General features: G+C 70.2%; 19 protein-coding genes. 15 read left to right on the top strand and 4 right to left on the bottom strand.

What is annotated here, in order from left to right; genetic code table 11:
- Positions 1-46 precede the first annotated feature (46 nt).
- The 3 genes from nadA (at position 47) to nadC (ending at position 3,767) form a co-directional block, all read left to right on the top strand.
- Positions 47-1,087 (top strand): quinolinate synthase NadA, encoded by a 1,041-nt coding sequence (nadA, locus tag ACFXIV_RS34510; RefSeq protein ID WP_379402112.1) that lies wholly within the window; start codon positions 47-49, stop codon positions 1,085-1,087.
- 33 nt (positions 1,088-1,120) lie between these two features.
- Positions 1,121-2,839: an L-aspartate oxidase gene (locus tag ACFXIV_RS34515; protein WP_379402113.1), complete on the top strand. Its 1,719-nt coding sequence runs from the start codon at positions 1,121-1,123 to the stop codon at positions 2,837-2,839.
- Between the two features lie 67 nt (positions 2,840-2,906).
- Positions 2,907-3,767, top strand: coding sequence for a carboxylating nicotinate-nucleotide diphosphorylase (gene nadC / locus ACFXIV_RS34520; protein WP_379402114.1), 861 nt, complete (start codon positions 2,907-2,909; stop codon positions 3,765-3,767).
- A 60-nt stretch (positions 3,768-3,827) separates the two neighbouring features.
- Here the strand turns inward: nadC and ACFXIV_RS34525 are convergent, their stop codons facing one another.
- The 3 genes from ACFXIV_RS34525 to ACFXIV_RS34535 all read right to left on the bottom strand — a co-directional run bounded on the left by ACFXIV_RS34525 (position 3,828) and on the right by ACFXIV_RS34535 (position 6,051).
- The gene (locus ACFXIV_RS34525) at positions 3,828-4,010 is read right to left on the bottom strand and encodes a hypothetical protein (RefSeq protein WP_379402115.1); all 183 of its coding nucleotides are present in this window, start codon (positions 4,008-4,010) and stop codon (positions 3,828-3,830) included.
- A gap of 84 nt (positions 4,011-4,094) precedes the next feature.
- Positions 4,095-4,592 carry a tellurite resistance TerB family protein gene (locus ACFXIV_RS34530; RefSeq protein WP_379402116.1) on the bottom strand — a complete coding sequence of 166 codons (498 nt, stop codon included), beginning with the start codon at positions 4,590-4,592 and terminating at the stop codon, positions 4,095-4,097.
- A gap of 280 nt (positions 4,593-4,872) precedes the next feature.
- Positions 4,873-6,051, bottom strand: a complete 1,179-nt coding sequence (locus tag ACFXIV_RS34535; RefSeq protein WP_379402117.1) for a winged helix DNA-binding domain-containing protein — start codon at positions 6,049-6,051, stop codon at positions 4,873-4,875.
- Positions 6,052-6,186: 135 nt separating this feature from the next.
- On the opposite strand from ACFXIV_RS34535, the gene ACFXIV_RS34540 reads away from it, so the two are divergent.
- From ACFXIV_RS34540 to ACFXIV_RS34555, 4 genes are all read left to right on the top strand, one after another.
- Positions 6,187-7,134 (top strand): alpha/beta hydrolase family protein, encoded by a 948-nt coding sequence (locus tag ACFXIV_RS34540; protein ID WP_379421382.1) that lies wholly within the window; start codon positions 6,187-6,189, stop codon positions 7,132-7,134.
- A 96-nt stretch (positions 7,135-7,230) separates the two neighbouring features.
- Positions 7,231-8,175: an NAD-dependent epimerase/dehydratase family protein gene (locus ACFXIV_RS34545; RefSeq protein WP_379402120.1), complete on the top strand. Its 945-nt coding sequence runs from the start codon at positions 7,231-7,233 to the stop codon at positions 8,173-8,175.
- An 80-nt stretch (positions 8,176-8,255) separates the two neighbouring features.
- Positions 8,256-9,152, top strand: a complete 897-nt coding sequence (locus tag ACFXIV_RS34550; protein WP_379402121.1) for an arylamine N-acetyltransferase — start codon at positions 8,256-8,258, stop codon at positions 9,150-9,152.
- A gap of 267 nt (positions 9,153-9,419) precedes the next feature.
- Positions 9,420-11,003, top strand: a complete 1,584-nt coding sequence (locus ACFXIV_RS34555) for a protein kinase (protein ID WP_379402122.1) — start codon at positions 9,420-9,422, stop codon at positions 11,001-11,003.
- Positions 11,004-11,070: 67 nt separating this feature from the next.
- On the opposite strand, the gene ACFXIV_RS34560 is transcribed toward ACFXIV_RS34555, so the two are convergent.
- Positions 11,071-11,955 (bottom strand): helix-turn-helix transcriptional regulator, encoded by an 885-nt coding sequence (locus tag ACFXIV_RS34560; protein WP_379402123.1) that lies wholly within the window; start codon positions 11,953-11,955, stop codon positions 11,071-11,073.
- A 124-nt stretch (positions 11,956-12,079) separates the two neighbouring features.
- Between ACFXIV_RS34560 and ACFXIV_RS34565 the strand changes: the two genes are divergently transcribed.
- The 8 genes from ACFXIV_RS34565 to hisH all read left to right on the top strand — a co-directional run bounded on the left by ACFXIV_RS34565 (position 12,080) and on the right by hisH (position 18,763).
- Positions 12,080-13,126, top strand: coding sequence for an aldo/keto reductase (locus ACFXIV_RS34565; protein WP_379402124.1), 1,047 nt, complete (start codon positions 12,080-12,082; stop codon positions 13,124-13,126).
- Between the two features lie 52 nt (positions 13,127-13,178).
- A complete protein-coding gene (locus ACFXIV_RS34570; RefSeq protein ID WP_379402125.1) occupies positions 13,179-13,466 on the top strand; it encodes a putative quinol monooxygenase in 288 nt (95 codons plus the stop codon).
- 173 nt (positions 13,467-13,639) lie between these two features.
- Positions 13,640-13,936, top strand: coding sequence for a DUF6412 domain-containing protein (locus ACFXIV_RS34575; protein ID WP_379389838.1), 297 nt, complete (start codon positions 13,640-13,642; stop codon positions 13,934-13,936).
- 106 nt (positions 13,937-14,042) lie between these two features.
- Positions 14,043-14,819: a membrane protein insertase YidC gene (yidC, locus tag ACFXIV_RS34580; RefSeq protein WP_379402126.1), complete on the top strand. Its 777-nt coding sequence runs from the start codon at positions 14,043-14,045 to the stop codon at positions 14,817-14,819.
- Between the two features lie 194 nt (positions 14,820-15,013).
- Positions 15,014-16,351, top strand: a complete 1,338-nt coding sequence (gene hisD / locus ACFXIV_RS34585) for a histidinol dehydrogenase (protein WP_379402127.1) — start codon at positions 15,014-15,016, stop codon at positions 16,349-16,351.
- A 29-nt stretch (positions 16,352-16,380) separates the two neighbouring features.
- Positions 16,381-17,502 (top strand): histidinol-phosphate transaminase, encoded by a 1,122-nt coding sequence (locus ACFXIV_RS34590; protein ID WP_379402196.1) that lies wholly within the window; start codon positions 16,381-16,383, stop codon positions 17,500-17,502.
- A complete protein-coding gene (gene hisB / locus ACFXIV_RS34595) occupies positions 17,499-18,128 on the top strand; it encodes an imidazoleglycerol-phosphate dehydratase HisB (protein ID WP_379402129.1) in 630 nt (209 codons plus the stop codon). Before ACFXIV_RS34590 ends, hisB begins: the two co-directional genes overlap by 4 nt.
- A complete protein-coding gene (hisH, locus tag ACFXIV_RS34600) occupies positions 18,125-18,763 on the top strand; it encodes an imidazole glycerol phosphate synthase subunit HisH (RefSeq protein WP_379402130.1) in 639 nt (212 codons plus the stop codon). The genes hisB and hisH overlap by 4 nt, the downstream gene beginning before the upstream one ends.
- The last annotated feature ends 49 nt before the right edge of the window (positions 18,764-18,812 follow it).

The raw sequence follows: 18,812 nt of genomic DNA on the forward strand, positions 1-18,812 counted from the left end.
TGCGAATCGGCGAGGTTGCCGGGCGCATGAGAGAAGGAGCCATGCCATGGCTGCAGCAGTGGGCGCGACGATGACGCTGACCGAGCGCATCACGGACGGCCCGTCGGGATACTCCGGTGTGGAGGCCACCCCCGAATGGGCGGCGGAGATCAAGCGGCTGGCGCGTGAGCGCAATGCCACCATCCTGGCGCACAACTACCAGCTGCCCGAGATCCAGGACATCGCCGACCACGTGGGCGACTCCCTGGCCCTGTCCCGGATCGCCGCGGAGGCGCCGGAGGACACCATCGTCTTCTGCGGTGTGCACTTCATGGCCGAGACCGCCAAGATCCTCAGCCCCGCGAAGACCGTGCTCATCCCGGACCAGCGCGCGGGCTGCTCGCTGGCCGACTCCATATCCGCCGGGGAACTGCGCGACTGGAAGGCCGAGCACCCGGGCGCGCTGGTGGTCTCGTACGTGAACACCACCGCCGCGGTGAAGGCGCTGACCGACATCTGCTGCACCTCCTCCAATGCCGTCGACGTGGTCGCCTCCATCGACCCGGACCGCGAGGTGCTGTTCCTGCCGGACCAGTTCCTGGGCGCACACGTCAAGCGCGTCACCGGCCGCGAGAACATGCACATCTGGATGGGCGAGTGCCACGTGCACGCCGGCATCAACGGCGACGAGCTCAACGAGCAGGCCCGCACCCACCCCGACGCCGAGCTGTTCGTGCACCCCGAATGCGGTTGCGCCACTTCGGCTCTCTACCTGGCGGGTGCCGGTGAGTTCCCGGCCGACCGGGTGCACATTCTGTCCACCGGCGGCATGATCGACGCCGCCAGGGCCGCGAAGTCGAACCAGGTCCTGGTTGCCACCGAGGTCGGCATGCTGCACCAGCTGCGGAAAGCCGCCCCCGGCATCGACTTCCAGGCCGTCAACGACCGCGCCTCCTGCCAATACATGAAGATGATCACCCCCGCCGCCCTGCTCCGCTGCCTGGTGGAGAACCGCGACGAGGTCCACGTCGATGCCGAAACCGCTGCCCTGGCCCGCAATTCGGTGCAGCGCATGATCGAGATCGGCAACCCCGGCGGCGGCGAGTAGCCACGTCGTCCCCCGTCAGGGGAGGGATGAGCAATGGTGAATACATCGATTTCCATCACCTGGGAAGCCGAGGCGGATCTCGTCGTCGTGGGTGGCGGGGTGGCCGGCCTGACCGCCGCGCGGACCGCGTCCCTACGCGGGCTGCGGGTGCTGACGCTCAGCAAGGGCGGGCCCACCGACACCTCCACGCAGTACGCGCAGGGCGGGATCGCGGTGGTTGCGCCGCACGGGGATTCGGTGGAATCGCACGTGCACGACACCGTGGTCGCCGGGGCCGGGCTGTGTGACGCCGACGCGGTGCGGTCCATCGTCGAGGGCGGGCAGCACGCGGTGGCCGCGCTGACCGATCTGGGCGCGGTGTTCGATCTCGGGCGCGATGGTCAAGTGTCGCGGACACGCGAGGGCGGCCACAGCATCCGCCGCATCATTCACGCGGGCGGTGACGCCACCGGTGCCGAGGTGCAGCGGGCGCTGAACGCGGCCGGACTGCCGGTGCTGTTCGGGGCCGTCGTGCTCGACATCGTGACCGGACCCGAGGGCGTGCGCGGTGTCATCGTGGTGTCGGGCCAGGGCTTCGGCATCGTGCACGCGCCCGCCGTACTGCTCGCCACCGGCGGGCTGGGCCAGCTGTACGCGTGCAGCACCAATCCCGCCGGGGCCACCGCCGACGGCATCGCGCTGGCGCTGCGGGCCGGGGCGCTGGTGGCGGACCTGGAATTCCTGCAGTTCCACCCCACCGTGCTGTTCACGCCCGGCGGCCTGGGCCGCCGCCCGCTGATCAGCGAGGCGGTGCGCGGCGAGGGCGCGATTCTCGTGGATTCCGAAGGCAATTCGGTGACCGCGGGCGTTCACCCGCGCGGCGATCTGGCCCCGCGCGACGTGGTCTCCCGCGCCATCGCGGCCCGCATGCACGAGCTCGGCACCGACCACGTGTACCTCGACGGCCGCTCGATCGAGGGCTTCCCGCAACGCTTCCCGACCATCACCGCCTCGTGCCTGGCCGCGGGCATCGACCCCACCACGGATCTGATCCCGGTCGCGCCGGCCGCGCACTACCAGTGCGGCGGCATCCTCACCGACACCGCCGGCCGCACCACGGTGCCCGGCCTGTACGCCGCCGGTGAGGTGGCCCGCACCGGCCTGCACGGCGCGAATCGCCTGGCCTCCAACAGCCTGCTCGAGGGCCTGGTGGTCGGCGAGCGCGCGGGCGTGGCGGCCGCCGAACGCCGGGGCGCGGCCCGCCCGATCGCCGAGGTCGGCCCGCTGCGCTTCCCCCGTGCGGATCGAAAGTTGCTGCAGGAGCTGATGTCCGAGCACGCCTCGGTCGTCCGCGACGGCGACGGCCTGCGCGCCGCCGTCCTGCGCATGGTCGGCCTGGTCGCCGACAATGCCGCGCCCGACATCACCGTCGAGTGGGCGCTGAACGGAAACGGCGCGGCCGTCGGCCGGGCCGACGGTGCCGTCGATGCGTCGAGCGATGGCGCAGTCGTGCACTCCGATTCGGCGGCGGCGATCATTCGCGAGCTGGAGGACTCCGCGCTCACGCTGACCGCGCGAGCGCTGCTGGTCGCGGCGGCGGCACGCACCGAGAGCCGCGGCTGCCATACCCGGTCGGATTGCCCGGAGCCGCGGGAGGAATTGCGGCGCAGCATCGCGGTGCGGCTCGGGTCCGACGGGCGGCCCAAGCTCGTTGCCGACGACATCGAGCCAGGACAGGCGTGGGGCCGGGCCGCCGTGCCCGTCGCCTCGTGACGGGCACGGCCATCATGCGGGAGCTCGCCGTCTCCCACGGACAAGTCATCGAAGAAGGAGTGCAGCAATGACCCTCGACGCCGGACTGGACCGCGACGCGGTGGTCGCGCTCATCCGCGCCGCCCTCGACGAGGATCTGCGGTACGGGCCCGATATCACCACGCTGGCCACGGTCCCCGCGGACGCGGTCGCCAAGGCGGACATGGCTTCTCGCCAGCCGGGCACGGTGGCCGGGCTGGATGTCGGCCTGCTCGTGCTCGACGAGGTGCTGGGCGCGGGCAATTACGAGGTCACCGGCCGCGTCGCGGACGGCACCCGGGTGCAGCCCGGTGACGTCGTGCTCAGCCTGGCCGCACCTACGCGCGGGCTGCTCACCGCCGAGCGCACGCTGCTGAACCTGGTGTGCCACTTGTCCGGAATCGCCACCGCCACCTCCCAGTGGGTGGACGCGGTGGCGGGTACCGATTGCCGCATCCGCGACAGCCGCAAGACCCTGCCCGGCCTGCGGGCCCTGCAGAAGTACGCGGTGCGGGTCGGCGGCGGCGTCAATCACCGCATGGGTCTGGGCGATGCCGCGCTCATCAAGGACAACCACGTGGTGGCCGCTGGCTCGGTGGTTGCCGCGCTGCGCGCTGTGCGGGAACTGAACCCGGACATCGAGTGCGAGGTCGAGGTGGACAGCCTCGACCAGCTCGACGCCGTCCTCGCCGAGGACGTGGAACTGGTGCTGCTGGACAACTTCCCGCTGTGGGCCACCCAGGCGGCCGTGCAGCGCCGCAACACCCGGTCGCCGCGCACCAAACTCGAATCCTCGGGCGGACTCTCGCTGGACATGGCGGCCGACTACGCCCGCACCGGCGTCGACTACCTGGCCGTCGGCGCGCTCACCCACTCGGTCCGAGTACTGGACCTCGGACTCGATATGTGAGACAGCCCTTCCCGTCGATTCACCCCCGGTGTGCCACTCCGCCGGGGGTGAATCGTCTGGTCAGCGCCGGTAAATGGGCGGATCGACGAGCCAGCCGATGCCGCCGCAGCCGGTGCACAGGATCGCCGACCCGCGTTCGGAATAGCCTGCGGCCCCGGTGCCTTCGCACCAGCCGCAGTACCGCCAGCCCCGGTTGGGGTGGACGGTGTCGAGCAGAATATTGAGGAACCCTTGGATCGCCATGCAGAGTGAATCCCCTCGCTAGGCAGCAAACGCTCCAAGAATGCGGGACGGCTCCGGGCAATGTCCAGCAAAAGCCAGAGGGCTTTACAGACCGAATTCGTGCGGGTCCAGACGCAAAACCTGACAAGCCTCGCGAATCACTGTGAGCGCGTGTGCGCCGAGTTCGCCGTGGGCTTGCCCGACGACCAGCCCGATCCGCACCACCGCGGCCGCCTGCTCGGGATAATCGGTGGCCTTGGAAATCTGCGCCATCACATACGCGTGCCCGAAGGCGGGATCCATGATGAGCCGGGCGCAATTGTCCTCGAACAGATTTCGCAGGTCCTCGGGGGAACGCAGGCGCAGGACCTCGTGCGCGCCGACCATTTGCGCGACCCGCATGCGCGCCGCGGGATCGATGCGCCCGTCGGTCGCCGACAGCACCGCGCACATACCCAGCGCCGCATCCCGGAAGGCGTCGCCCCACAGGTCGTTTCGCGATGGCGCGGGTGCGGGCTGCCCCTCGGCGGAGCTACCGTGCGGCGCGCCGGCCGAATCGATGTGCGGTGCAGCCGGGGAGACCAGCCGATTCGTCAACGCCATGACACACTCCGAAAACTCGCCGAACCCCTGGACCTCCCCGTGTCCCGGCCCGGATCGTGCGAACAACAATGCCGACAGTAGCAGCCTGCCGCGCGGTAGGCCCGCAGAATTTCTACGAATACTCGTGGGCAGCAACCTCACAGTAGTATCCGGGCCGGGCCGCAACCGTCGAATACCCTGCCATGCAATGAGATCGACATTCGATCGCAAACTCGCAACCGATCTGCGGCACGGATTACGGACCGGCGCGGCGGTATTCGACGGAGTGTCGGCGCGCGGCTCAGGCGGTGAGCTCGCGTTCGAGCGGCGTTCGGAATCGGGGAATCGGGCGGACATCGCCGTACCATGCCCCGATGCGTTCGGCTTCCGCGGCGATGGCGCGCTCGGCGTCGGAGCCCGCGTCCTCCAGCAGCCGCCAGACGATCTCGCCGTCCGGGCGCTGCGCCCAGCCGCCGATGATGCGGCCGTCCCACCAGACCGTCGGGCCGACATTGCCATTGCGGTCGAAGAGCGCGGGCTGGTGCGGGCCGAGGTACCAGTCCCGGGACTGCCAGCCCATCGGCGTGGGGTCGAGGGCGGGCAGCAGCGCGGCCCAGGGTTCCGGGGCGGGAGTCGGTTCCAGATCGTCGGCGAGAACCAGGCCGGTCTCACCACCCAGGTCGACCTCGGCGGTATCCACCGGCGCGAGCGCCTTGCGGACCTCGCCCAGCGTCCACCCGGTCCACCACTTGAGATCGCTCACCGGTGCGGGACCGAAGGCGCGCAACCACTTCCGGACCAGCTCCGCCCGCGCCTCGTCCACCGGCAGCGCCGGAATCCCCTCCGGCTGCCAGGATTCGATGGGCGCCCACGTGTACTGACTGCTGGCCCAGCTCCCATTGGGACGCCCGCGCACGATCCGGCCCTCGCAGCCCAGCGTCACCAGCACCCAGGTGGTGATATTGGTCGGCTTGGAATACGGCTTGCCCGGCGCGGTGTCGACCTGGGTCCGCAGCCGCGGCACCTCCTTGCTCAACTGCGCCCCGGTCGCGCTGCCCCGCGCCAGCAGCGCCGCATGCGTCTCCGCCTCGACCTCGTTCAGCCACGCGCTGACATTCCCCGGCACCGCCCCGGACTGTTCGATGTACCGCCCGTAGGTCTTGCGCTGCTTGTGCGCCAAGGCATCCGCCACCGACGCCTGCAGCACCGGCACCAGGTCGACCGGCGCGACGAACATGGTGCGCCGCATGGCCAGCATGCGCAGCAGCGTCCGATCGTCGTAGAGCGCCTGCTCCACGTGCCCGGGTTCGATGCCCACCCCGCGCGCCGCGACGGACAGGTACACGGTGGCCGGATCGGTGGCGTGCAGCACCACCATCGACCGCACGATTTGCTCGACCGCGTCGCCGCGCACCCCGGCGGCCAACCGGTGCCGCACCCCCAGCCGAGCCCGCCGCTCCGCGGTATCCATCGAACGCATGGTCGAATCCTAGCCTCCGCCATCCGAATCCGCGGGCATCCCGCCGCCCGGGAAGTCGCCCGGCGTGGGTACCCGGCCGGGCCCCGCGGACATGCGACGATGCCGGGCGTGGGTGTCCGGTGGCGAGGGATGCGGGTGGTCGGTGCGGTTGCGGGCATGCTCGCGGCGACGGTGGTTGTGGCCCCGATGGTTTCGAGCGCGCCACCCGGTGACGTGTCGATGCGGCCGGTGGCCCTGATGGTGGACGGTGAGACCGCCACCGGCCGGGTCTACGAACCCGACGGCGGCGCCCGCGGACTCATCGTGGCGGTGCACGGCCACGCCGGCAGTGCGAGCGACTTCCCCGACTACCTGGCCTCGATCGTCCGGCAGACCGGCGCGGCCATGGTCACCATGGATCAGCGCTCCGACACCGGCACCTGGCGGACCGGGGAGTGGAACGTCTGGGCGGGCTGGCGCGACACCGTCGCGGCCACCCAGTGGTACCGCGCCGAGCACCCCGGCATCGGTCCCACGGTGCTGTGGGGCTGGAGTCAGGGCGGTGTGACCAGCGGGCTGGCCGCGGCCTATGCCCCGCCCGGCACCTACGACTACTGGGTCGACACCTTCGGCCACGCCGACGACGTCACCGCCTGGCTCGAATCCGGCCTGGCCGGACCACAATTGCGGGCCGAGATCGAACGCGACGCGGGCGGTTGCACCCCGGTCATCTGCCTGCAGTCCTACCTCGACCGGTCGCCGGCGCTCATGACCAACCGCATCGACGTCAAGCGTGCGGTCCTGCTGCACGGCACCGCCGACCCGCTGGTGCCCTACACCCAGTCGCTCGAAATGCGCGCGTCACTGACCCTCTCCGGCCACCCGGTCTCCATGTACACAGTGGTCAGCGGCCGCGATCTGGAGCGCCGCGTGGTGCCCGGCGACCACGGCATCAATCCGGTGTTCTTCGAATCCGGTTGTGTGGTCCAGCGATTGCTGCTCGGCAGTGAGCCGCTGGGCGGCGACCACGACTACCTCATCGATGTCGCGGCCGGCGTGAACACCGCCCCGCCCGCGCCTCCGAACGCCAAATGCGCGGCCTGAGCGCGGCCGTTCGGTGCTGACCACGATCCACCCGATTCCGTCCCCGGACAGTAGGCTCGCAGTCGATGTCGGCGCGGTGAGACGGGATGAGGCGCAATGAAAGTCGTGGTGGCTGGGGCGACGGGAGCGATCGGGCGGCCACTGGTCACGGCGCTGCGGCAGGCCGGGCATCAGGTGTACGCGCTCACCCGCGGCGGTCGCGGCGCCGAGGTCGCGCGCTCGCTCGGGGCCACCCCGCTGGTCGCCAATGTCATGGACCGCTCGGACCTGATGCGCGCCACCGAACGACTGACCGCCGACGCGGTCATCCACCAGCTCACCTCCTACCGGTACTCGCCGCCGACCCACTATCACGCGCCGGGTCTGTTGCGCACCAACGCGTTACGCGAGATCGGCAGCAAGCATCTGGTGGAGCTGGCCCAGCGCACCGGGGCGCGGCGCTATCTCACCCAGTCGCTGATCGTCGGATACGGCCTGCGCGACCACGGCTCGCGGCTGGTGACCGAGCAGGACCCGTTCGGCCGCATCCAGGGCGACGTCACCGACGGCATCATCGGCGCACTGCACGAGGCCGAATCGAGCGCCTGGCGCGCACCCGGCATCGACGGAATCGCCCTGCGCTACGGCCTGTTCTACGGTCCCGGCGCGTCGGAGAGCTTCGTGCGGGCGCTGCGGCTGCGCATGTTCCCGCTGCCGAGCACGGGGACCGGATACGTCGGCTTCGTCCACCTCGCCGACGCCGCCGCCGCGACCGTCGCGGCCCTCGAACGCGGCGTCGCCGGCCAGGCGTACAACATCGTCGACGACGAGCCGATCACCTGGGACACCATGTTCGACGCCATGGCCGAGACCGTCGGCGCGCGGCCGCCGCGCCGGCTTCCGGCCCGCCTGGTGCGCATGGCCTCACCGCTGGCAGCCGCCCAGATGCTGGACTTCTCCATCCGCGTCTCGAACGCCAAGGCGCGCGCCGACCTGGGCTGGAAGCCGATGTACCCCACCTACCGCGAGGGCCTGCCCACCCTGGCCGACTCCGTGCGCTGACCTGGCACCCGCTGCCGCCGGAACACTTTCCCGCCGAATACCGTTCATCTTTGCGAATCCGGCGCAACAGGAAGGCAGCGATGACCACACCGGCGGACCCCTCGTACACCTGGCAGGGCGCGGACCTCGACCTGGACGCCTACCTGGCCCGGATCGGATTCACCGGCGAGCGCACGCCCACCCTGGCCACCCTGCGCGAACTGGTGCGCGCCCACACCACCACCATTCCGTTCGAGAACCTGGAGGTCATTCTCGGCCGCGGCATTCCACTGGATCCGGAAGCGCTGCAGGACAAGCTGATCCGGGGGCGGCGCGGCGGGTACTGCTACGAGAACGTCGGCCTGTTCGCCGCCGCGCTGGAGCGGCTCGGCTTCGAGTTCACCGCCATGTCGGGCCGCGTCACGCGCGGCGCGACCAACCTGCGCCCAGCCACCCACGCGCTGCTGCGGGTCAAGGCCGTGGACGACGATCGCCGCTGGCTGTGTGATGTCGGCTTCGGGTGGGGGCCGCTCGAACCGGTCGAGCTGGCCCCCGATCGTGGTGAATTCAGCGCGGGCGCATGGCGTTTCCGGCTGGAGCGGACCGCCGATGCCGCCGGCGGCGAGCTGTGGACGCTGTTCCAGTTCGGCCGGGACGGCTGGGTGGACCGCCACACCTTCGTCACCACCCCGCAATACCGTGTCGATTTCGCGGTCGGGAACCACTACGTGTCCACCTCGGCGCGTTCGCCGTTCACCACGCGGCCGTTCGTACAGCGCTTCCACGCCGGGGTGCATCACCAGCTGGACGGCACCACCTGGACCACCAGCTACCCGGACGGCTCGGAGGAGGTGCGCGAGCTGGAGGTCGCCGAGTTGCCGAAGGTGCTCGCCGAGGTCTTCGACATCGAGCTCGACGAGGCGGACGCGGCGCAATTGACGCGCGCCGAGTGGCCCGCGGCGGTCTCCGCCCCGGCTTCGGGGGTGAAAGGTAGCTGAACGCCGTCGGTGTGTGGGAGCAAACACGCACCAAACCAATTGGTCTATGTCCCGTCATAGATGCGCTTCGACCAGCGGGTTCGCATAACCGGTTACGCGGCGGTCACTCGATTGCGGCGTAGATCTCACCGAGATCTCGCTCATATCTCACGCTGACGTCGGAGATCCGCGCGTCGCCCGCTACACTCGTGCGGGGAAACGCGCGGGCAACCGCATTGTCACAGTCATCTCGAAGAACTTCGGAGTAGTGCCATCGAAACCGGCCAAGTGATCGCAGGGCATTACCGCCTGGTCGAACGGATTGGTAGCGGCGGCACAGGTGTCGTCTGGCGAGCCGTGGATCAGCGGCTCGAACGTTCCGTGGCGGTCAAACAGATCCTCACCCAGCCGAGCCTGTCGGATGCGGACAAGGACATCGTTCGGCAGCGCGCCGCACGCGAGGCGCGCAACGCGGCCCGGTTCCAGCACCCGAACGCCATCGTCGTATTCGACATCACCGAGCACGAGGGTGACCCGTGCCTGGTCATGGAGTATCTGCCGTCGCAGAGTCTGGCGGTGGTGCTGTCCGCGCAGGGCACGCTGCCGCTGCCGCAGGTCGCCCGCATCGGCGAACAGGTGGCATCCGCGCTCATCGCCGCGCATCGCGCCGGGATCGTCCATCGCGACGTCAAGCCCGGCAACATCCTGCTCGGCGACAACGGCGCCGTGAAGATCACCGACTTCGGCATCGCCAAGTCCAAGGGTGATGTCACGCTGACCGCCACCGGACTCATCTCCGGCACCGCCGCCTACCTCGCCCCCGAGGTCGCGCGCGGAGCGGAACCGACGCCGGCCGCGGACGTATTCGCCTTGGGCGCCACGCTCTTCCACGCACTGGAAGGCGAACCGCCCTACGGCACCAACCCGAATCCGCTGGCGCTGCTGTACGCGGCCGCCAACGGCCAGATCAGCGAACCGCGCAATGCCGGACCGCTCAGCGATCTGCTGCTCAGCCTGCTCAGCTTCGAGCCGGAGGACCGGCCGAGCATGCTCGACGTGCGCGACATCATGGCCGAATTCGCCGAGGTCGGCCCGGATGCCGAGGCCACCCGGGTGCTGGCGGCCCGGCGCTCGGGCCCGTCCACCCCGTCGGCCGGCGCCGCTCAGCGCTCCGCGCCGCGGCAGACCACCCGGCAGATGGAGCGCCGCCAGTCGGCCGACATCCCGACCGGCGCCATGAGCCAGGCACAGCTGCTGGAGACCCCGCCGCCGCGCCCGCCCATGAACGCCGGCCCGCCGACCCGCAATCATCCGGCGCCCGAACCGGATTCGGATTCCGGCTCCAAGAAGAAGCTGGTGCTGATCCTGATGGCCGCGGTGGTCGTGGTGGCCGGCGGCATCGCGTACGGCCTGTTCGGCAACTCCGGTTCGAACAGCACCTCCGGCGCGGGCACGAACAGCAGCTCGGTGAAGGCGTCGGTCACGGCCAGCGCCACCAAGGGCGTGCCCTCGGGCCTCGGTCAGACCAAGAGCGCCGGGACGGTCAGCTTCGACGCCGCCGTCGACGCGGTGCAGTCGTTCTGGGACGACGTGACCTACACCCGGTACTCGGATGCCTGGAAGCTGCTGACCCCCGCCGCTCAGCAGGTCTACGGCAGTCAGCAGGCATTCCAGACGTATTGGACCGGGAACCCGGTCCAGAAGTACTCGAGCATCCGGGGCGCCAATGGCGGCGGCACGGTCGACCCCGATGGTTCGGTCGATATCGTGCTGGACTCGCTGCAGACCAAGAACGGCCCGACCAAATCGGTGAGTATGCGGGTGATCGACGCCGGCGGCGGCAGCCTGCAGATCGACAGCGACACCAAGTAATCCCGGCAGCACACTGCGCCGCACCGGTTTTCCGGTGCGGCGCAGTGCGTTACGGGGGTGGGTTTGCTCAGCAGAGCTTCGCCGGATCGGCGGCGAGGGAGGCCAGCAGCCGTAGTCCGTCGGCGCTGGGGGAGCCGGGTTCGACGTGGTGGGCGACCAGTGCCTGATCGGGATCGTCGGGGAGACGGAGGGTTTCGAAGCCGAGCTCCAGGCGGCCCACGATCGGGTGGCGGTAGATATGGCGCCCGTGGGTCTTGTCCTTGAGCTCGTGCCGCTTCCACAGCTCCGCGAATTCCGGGCTCCGGGCGTTCATTTCGTCGATGAGGGCGGTGATGCGCGGCTCACCGGGATTGCGGGCGGCATCCAGGCGCAGGTAGGCCACGGTGTCGGCGGCCTTGTCGTCCCAGTCCTCGTACAGATCCTTCGCGCCCTCGTCCAGGAAGACCAGGTGCAGGAAGTCGCGCTGCGCGGGCGGGAGCGCGCCGAAATCCGTGATCAGGGCCGCCGCCAGGCGATTCCACGCCAGGACGCTGACACCGCGGCCGACGATGTAGGCCGGGACGTCGTGGGCGGCGTCCAGCAGCCGGCGCAGACCCGGGCGCACCTCCTGCACGGCGGGCGGCTCCTCACCGGACCACGGGCGGGCCAGGCGGTAAAGATGATCGCGCTCAACCTGATTCAGCCGCAGTGCCCGTGCCACCGCATCCAGCACCGACTCCGAGAACTGCAGGCTGCGGCCCTGTTCCAGGCGCACATAGTGATCCACGCTGACCCCGGCCAGCAGCGCCAGCTCCTCGCGGCGCAGGCCCGGAACACGGCGGCGCGCACCGTGATCCATCAGGCCCACCTCCGCGGGGCTGAGCCGGGCGCGGCGAGAGCGCAGGAATTCACCGAGTTCGGCGCGACGGTCCAAGGTCATGCCTTCGGTAACCACGAGCGCCGCGAATTCCATCCGGCACCGCATCCTGGTCATGCGGTGCCCAGGCAGACGCAGCACTGTTTGCCTCGCTCGCATCCGGCGAAAGTAGTGCTCAGCGCCGCAACGGACGGCGAAAGCCACACGAGGAGCACACACCATGACCTCCCTTCCCACCCGTCAGCTCGGCACCACCGACATGCACATCAGCCGGATCGGATTCGGCGCGTGGGCCGTCGGCGGTTCGGGCTGGCGCTACACCTGGGGCGCACAGGACGACGCCGATTCCATCGCCACCATCCGCCGGGCCGTCGAGGCCGGCGTCAACTGGATCGACACCGCCGCCGTCTACGGACTCGGCCACTCCGAGGAGGTGGTCGGCAAGGCGATCAGCGGACTTCCCGAGGCCGATCGGCCGTTCGTCTTCACCAAGGCCGGACTGGTCTGGGACGAGAACGACCGCGCCGCCGCGCCCAAGCGGATCATGGCCGCCGCCAGCGTGCGCCGCGAGGTCGAGGACTCGCTGCGCCGGCTGAACGTCGAGCGCATCGACCTGTACCAGGTGCACTGGCCCGATACCGGTGCCTCCCTGGACTTCTCGGACCCCGACGGTGTCGACCCCGCGGCCGCGACCCCGCTCGCGGAGTACTGGCAGACCATGGCCGACCTCGTGCAGGCGGGCAAGGTGCGCGCCATCGGCCTGTCCAATCACGATGTGCCGCAACTGGAGATCGCCGAGTCCATCGCCCACGTGGACGCCATCCAGCCGCAGTTCTCGCTGATCAAGCGCGGCGCGGCGGACGAATTGGCCTGGGCCGCGGCGCATCACACCGGCGGCATCGTCTACCAGCCGCAGCACTCCGGCCTGCTCACCGGCGCCTTTTCGGCCGAACGCGTCGCGAGCCTGCCGGATGACGACTGGCGCAAGGGCTTCCCGGAGTTCACCACCGAACTCGACCGCAACCTCGCGCTGGTGGACGCGCTGCGTCCGATCGCGGCGGCCCACGACACCACCGTCTCCGCCGTAGCCATCGCCTGGACCCTGACCTGGCCCGGCGTCACCGGCGCCATCGCCGGCGCCCGCCGGCCCGAACAGGTCGACGGCTGGATCGGCGGCGCCGCACTGGAATTGACCCCCGCCGACCTGGACGCCATCGCGACCGCGCTGCGCACCACCGGCGCCGGTGGGGGCCCGATCCAGCGCTGAACGTCACCAAGATCCGAATACCGAGCACCGATTCCCGAAGGAGCACACCACCATGACCCTGCACGTCGTCGCCGAACTGCTCGCTGCCGCCGGCCAGGAGGACCGCCTCCGCACCGCCCTGGAAGCCATGATCGAACCCTCCCTGGCCGAACCCGGCTGCCTGTCCTATCAGCCCTTCACCAACCCGAACGACCCGGCCCACATGGTCGTGGTGGAGGAATGGCAGGACGCCGATGCCCTGGAGAAGCACTTCGCCACCGAGCACTTCCAGCACGTGGCCGGAGTCCTGGAGGGCATCGTGGCCGAGCCCATGATCATCCGCCGCCTCGTCGCCGAATAGCGGTCGAGCCCTCGATCCTCGCGCCCCCGCCGGTGTCCCCGGTGGGGGCGCGGTCGCGCGTGGGGCCCGGATCAGGATGCGCCCGAGCCGGATACGGTGCGGGCCGGGGGCGGGGCATGTCGTATCCGGCACATGGGGTGCCGGGGATGGGGAACGCAGGTAGGGTCGGGCGCATGGGTACGCGGATTCGATCGACGGCGCTGCTGCTGTGCGCGCTCGTGGTCTCCGCGTGGGCGGTGCTGTATCTGGCCGCCGCCACCCCCGATTCGCTGCTCGTCCTCGGTGCGGCCGCGCTGGTCGCGGTGACCGCGGCGGTGCTGTCGGCGCGCGGTCCGCTGCTCGCGGCCACCGCGCACATCGGTCCGGCGGAATCCGCCGGACGGCGGCGCCGCGGTGCGTTCCTGCGGCAGAGCAATCCCGACGCACCGGGCCGCCCGCGCCCGCGCGCACCCGGAGTCCTCGCGGCCTGACCGCGCCCGCACGACCTGTCCCGGTCGTGTGCGCTGTCGGGTTCTCCGCCGTCCCGAATTCCTTTCGCCCGCACCCGTGTGCGGGCGCTGCGCAGCGAGGTACTCCGTGCTCGATTTCATCTACTACCCCGTGTCCGCCGTGCTGTGGCTGTGGCACACCGCCTTCGCGTCGCTGCTCGGCGCGACCAGTGGCCTGGCCTGGGTGCTGGCCATCGTCTTCCTCGTCATGACCCTGCGGGCCCTGCTGATCCGGCCGTTCATCGCGCAGTTGAAGTTCTCCCGCGCGCTGGCCGAGATGCAGCCGAAGCTGCAGGAGATCAAGCGCAAGCACGCGGGCGACCGGGAGAAGCAGGCGCTGGCCATGCAGGAGCTACAGCGCGAGTCCGGCGTCAACGTGCTGACCGGTTTCCTGCCGATCATCGGCCAGACGGTGGTCTTCATCGGCCTCTACCACGTGCTGCGGTCCTTCCAGCCAGGTCACACCCAGAATTACGTGTTCAATGCCACGCAGGTGCAGTCCTTCCTGGACGCCAAACTGTTCGGCGCACCGCTGGAGGCCACCCTGTCCACCGCCGGCTCGTCCTTCGGAACCGTTGCTGCCGTGGCGATTCCGCTCATGATCATCGCGGCGATCGCGACCCATTTCACCGCCCGCGCCGCCGTCGCCCGTCAGCCGCAACCCGCCGAAGGCGCGGCGGGCTCGCAGGTCCGGATCATGAACACGCTCTCGCAGTGGGTCTTCCCCGCCGGAGCCCTGCTGGTCGGCCCGGTGATGCCCATCGCCATCCTGCTCTACTTCGTCACCCAGAACGCGTGGACCTTCGCCCAGCAGCATCTGGTGGCCGCTCGCTTCGGTCCCGAGGCCGCCCGCAGCACGGTCTGAGCGGTGCCGCGGCCGGCGCCTCATAACCGCCGGTCCGGCGGGTGTTCCCGGGTCGCGGGCCGGGAACACCCGCGCGAGCTCGGCCGCGACGTAAAGCGTTGGCGGTGACCCGATAGTCTGGTAGCTGGTCGCAAGCGGTTTCGGCCGCGTCGCGAACCCCTCGACATCACCACAGACAAGGACTGCACAGCGCTATGACTAGCCGCATCGAGCTCGCCCGCGTGGATCTGCGCGGACGTACTCCCACTGCTGCCGAACTGCGCGCGGCTCTGCCGCGTGGGGGCGTCGACGTGGACTCGGTGCTGCATCATGTGCGACCGGTCGTGGAGGCCATCCGGGATCGGGGCGTCGAGGCCGCGCTGGAATTCAGCGAGCGGTTCGACGGTGTGCGGCCCGCCGCGGTGCGCGTACCCGCCGCCGAACTGGACAAGGCCCTGGCCGAGCTGGACCCGGCCGTGCGCGCGGCCCTCGAGGTCGCCATCGAGCGCACCCGCAAGGTGCACGACGATCAGCGCCGCACCGACAAGACCACCCAGGTGGTGCCCGGCGGCACCGTGACCGAGCGGTGGGTGCCGGTGGAGCGGGTCGGCCTGTACGTGCCGGGCGGCAATGCCGTTTACCCGTCCTCGGTGGTCATGAACGTGGTTCCCGCGCAGGCCGCGGGCGTGGACTCGCTGGTGGTCGCCTCGCCGCCGCAGGCCCAGTTCGGCGGCCTGCCGCACCCGACCATCCTGGCCGCGGCCAAGCTGCTGGGTGTCGAGGAGGTGTGGGCGGTCGGCGGTGCGCAGGCCGTGGCGCTGCTGTCCTACGGCGGCACCGACACCGACGGCGCACAGCTGGAACCGGTCGACCTGATCACCGGCCCGGGCAATATCTATGTGACCGCCGCCAAGCGGCTGTGCCGCGGCCTGGTCGGCATCGACGCCGAGGCCGGGCCCACCGAGATCGCCATCCTCGCCGACGCCACCGCCGATCCGGTGCACGTGGCCGCCGACCTCATCTCGCAGGCCGAGCACGACGTACTGGCGGCCAGCGTGCTGGTGACCGACAGCGTCGAGCTCGCCGATGCCGTGGACGCGGCGCTGACCGCGCAGATGACCGTGGTCAAGCACCACGACCGCGTCGCGGAGGCACTGTCGGGCAAGCAGTCGGGCACCGTGCTGGTCGACGACATCGCCCAGGGCCTGCGCGTGGTCAACGCCTACGCCGCGGAGCACCTCGAGATCCAGACCGCCGACGCGTCCGCGGTCGCGGCCCGGGTCCGTTCCGCCGGAGCGGTTTTCGTCGGCGCGTGGTCGCCGGTCTCCCTCGGCGACTACTGCGCCGGCTCCAACCATGTGCTGCCCACCGCCGGATGCGCCCGGCACTCTTCGGGTTTGAGCGTGCAGACCTTCCTGCGCGGCATCCACGTCGTCGAGTACTCCGAGGCGGCGCTGAAGGATGTCTCCGGGCACGTGGTCGCACTGGCCAATGCCGAGGACCTGCCCGCACACGGCCAGGCCGTGCAGGCGCGATTCGGAGAGCTGCGGTGAGCGCACAGGCCGGCCTGGAAGAAGGCACCGTGACCGTCCCCGGATCGAATATCTCGCTCGACGATCTGCCGCTGCGGGAGAACCTGCGTGGCAAGAGTCCTTACGGCGCACCGCAATTGGCCGTTCCGGTGCAGCTGAACACCAACGAGAACCCGCACCCGCCGAGTAAGGCCCTCGTCGACGATGTCGCCGAATCCGTGCGCGCCGCGGCCGCCGACCTGCACCGGTACCCGGATCGCGACGCGGTCGGGCTGCGCGCCGATCTGGCCGCCTACCTGACCCGGCAGACCGGCGTCGCGGTGGACACGGCGAACGTGTGGGCCGCCAACGGCTCCAACGAGATCCTGCAGCAGCTGCTGCAGGCGTTCGGCGGACCCGGCCGCAGCGCACTGGGTTTCGTGCCCTCGTACTCGATGCACCCGATCATCTCCGAGGGCATCGACACCGAGTGGATCGAGGCCAAGCGCAATGGCGACTTCTCCCTCGACATCGACTACGCGGTGCTGACGGTGGGGGAGAAGAACCCCGACGTGGTCTTCGTGACCAGCCCCAACAACCCGACCGGCCACAGCATTCCGCTCGCGGACCTGGAACGCATCCTCGCGGCCGCGCCCGGCATCGTGGTGGTGGACGAGGCATACGGCGAGTTCTCCGCGGCGCCCAGCGCGATCAGCCTGATCGACAAGTACCCCACCAAGCTGGTGGTCAGCCGCACCATGTCCAAGGCGTTCGCCTTCGCGGGCGGGCGGCTGGGCTACCTGGTGGCCGCACCCGCGGTCATCGACGCCATGCTGCTGGTGCGCCTGCCCTACCACCTGTCCGTGGTCACCCAGGCCGCGGCGCGGGCGGCGCTGCGGCACGCGGACGAAACCCTGGGCAGCGTGGCCGAATTGGCGGCGCAGCGCGATCGGGTCATGGCGGCGCTGGCCGAGCTGGGCTACGAGGTCATCCCCTCGGATGCCAACTTCGTGCTGTTCGGCCGCTTCGCCGACGCGCCGCGCGCCTGGCAGCACTACCTCGACGAGGGCGTGCTCATCCGCGATGTCGGCATCCCCGGCTACCTGCGCACCACCATCGGCCTGGCCGCCGAGAACGACGAATTCCTGCGCGTCAGCGCGAAACTGGCGTCCGAGGAGCTGATCGCCCGATGACCACCGACCGTGCCGACCGCATCGCCCGGGTCGAGCGGACCACCCGCGAAGCCAGCATCGTGGTGGAACTCAATCTGGACGGCTCCGGCAAGACCGACATCTCCACCGGCGTCCCCTTCTACGACCACATGCTGACCGCCTTCGGCCAGCACGGCAGCTTCGACCTGACGGTCCAGGCCAAGGGCGACATCGAGATCGAGGCCCACCACACCGTCGAGGACACCGCCATCGTCATCGGCCAGGCCCTGGGCCAGGCGCTCGGCGACAAGAAGGGCATCCGCCGCTTCGGCGACTGCTTCATCCCGATGGACGAAACCCTCGCGCACGCCGTCGTCGACGTGTCCGGGCGGCCGTACTGCGTGCACACCGGCGAGCCGGATCACATGCTGCACACCATCATTCCGAGTGTGGCTCCGACCGCGTCGTACTCGACCGTGATCAACCGCCACGTGTTCGAGTCCATCGCGCTCAACGCCCGCATCGCCCTGCATGTGCGCGTGCTCTATGGCCGCGACCAGCACCACATCACCGAGGCCGAATACAAGGCCGTGGCACGGGCTTTGCGCGCCGCCGTCGAGTACGACCCGCGCGTGTCCGGCGTCCCCTCCACGAAGGGCTCGCTATGACCAAGACGATCGCCCTGCTCGACTACGGCTCCGGCAACCTGCACTCCGCCGGCCGCGCCCTGGCCCGTACCGGTGCGGACGTCACCATTACCGCCGACCCCGAAATCGCCCTGAACGCAGACGGTCTCGTGGTCCCCGGTGTCGGTGCGTACGCGGCCTGCATGGCGGGCCTGCTGTCCGTGCGCGGTGACCGCATCATCGGCAGGCGCCTCTCCGGCGGCCGCCCGGTGCTCGGCATCTGCGTCGGCATGCAGATCCTGTTCGAACGCGGCGTCGAATTCGGGGTGGAAACCGAGGGCTGCGGCGAATGGCCCGGCACCGTCGAGCGTCTGGACGCCCCCGTCCTCCCGCACATGGGCTGGAACACGGTGAAGGCTCCCGAGGACAGCGTCCTGTTCGCGGGCATGGACGCCGACACCCGCTTCTACTTCGTGCATTCGTACGCGGCCCAGCACTGGGCCTGGACCGACGACGGCGGCAGCCAGATCGCCCCGGCCAAGCTGACCTGGGCCGAACACGGCGTCCCGTTCCTCGCCGCGGTGGAGAACGGCCCGCTGTCGGCCACCCAGTTCCACCCGGAGAAGTCCGGCGACGCCGGAGCCCAACTCCTGCGCAACTGGGTCGACTCGATCTGATCGGCCCCTGAAACGACCGAAACCCCCGCTCCCGGCGGGGGTTTCGGCG

This window comes from Nocardia sp. NPDC059236, assembly GCF_042754085.1.
Taxonomy (GTDB): domain Bacteria; phylum Actinomycetota; class Actinomycetes; order Mycobacteriales; family Mycobacteriaceae; genus Nocardia.

Bases quoted from the DNA above. Each gene is read 5' to 3' on its own strand.
- nadA (WP_379402112.1), top strand. From the start codon at position 47: ATGGCTGCAGCAGTGGGCGCGACGATGACGCTGACCGAGCGCATCACG.
- ACFXIV_RS34515 (WP_379402113.1), top strand. From the start codon at position 1,121: ATGGTGAATACATCGATTTCCATCACCTGGGAAGCCGAGGCGGATCTC.
- nadC (WP_379402114.1), top strand. From the start codon at position 2,907: ATGACCCTCGACGCCGGACTGGACCGCGACGCGGTGGTCGCGCTCATC.
- ACFXIV_RS34525 (WP_379402115.1), bottom strand. From the start codon at position 4,010: ATGGCGATCCAAGGGTTCCTCAATATTCTGCTCGACACCGTCCACCCC.
- ACFXIV_RS34530 (WP_379402116.1), bottom strand. From the start codon at position 4,592: ATGGCGTTGACGAATCGGCTGGTCTCCCCGGCTGCACCGCACATCGAT.
- ACFXIV_RS34535 (WP_379402117.1), bottom strand. From the start codon at position 6,051: ATGCGTTCGATGGATACCGCGGAGCGGCGGGCTCGGCTGGGGGTGCGG.
- ACFXIV_RS34545 (WP_379402120.1), top strand. From the start codon at position 7,231: ATGAAAGTCGTGGTGGCTGGGGCGACGGGAGCGATCGGGCGGCCACTG.
- ACFXIV_RS34550 (WP_379402121.1), top strand. From the start codon at position 8,256: ATGACCACACCGGCGGACCCCTCGTACACCTGGCAGGGCGCGGACCTC.
- ACFXIV_RS34560 (WP_379402123.1), bottom strand. From the start codon at position 11,955: ATGGAATTCGCGGCGCTCGTGGTTACCGAAGGCATGACCTTGGACCGT.
- ACFXIV_RS34565 (WP_379402124.1), top strand. From the start codon at position 12,080: ATGACCTCCCTTCCCACCCGTCAGCTCGGCACCACCGACATGCACATC.
- ACFXIV_RS34570 (WP_379402125.1), top strand. From the start codon at position 13,179: ATGACCCTGCACGTCGTCGCCGAACTGCTCGCTGCCGCCGGCCAGGAG.
- ACFXIV_RS34575 (WP_379389838.1), top strand. From the start codon at position 13,640: ATGGGTACGCGGATTCGATCGACGGCGCTGCTGCTGTGCGCGCTCGTG.
- hisD (WP_379402127.1), top strand. From the start codon at position 15,014: ATGACTAGCCGCATCGAGCTCGCCCGCGTGGATCTGCGCGGACGTACT.
- hisB (WP_379402129.1), top strand. From the start codon at position 17,499: ATGACCACCGACCGTGCCGACCGCATCGCCCGGGTCGAGCGGACCACC.
- hisH (WP_379402130.1), top strand. From the start codon at position 18,125: ATGACCAAGACGATCGCCCTGCTCGACTACGGCTCCGGCAACCTGCAC.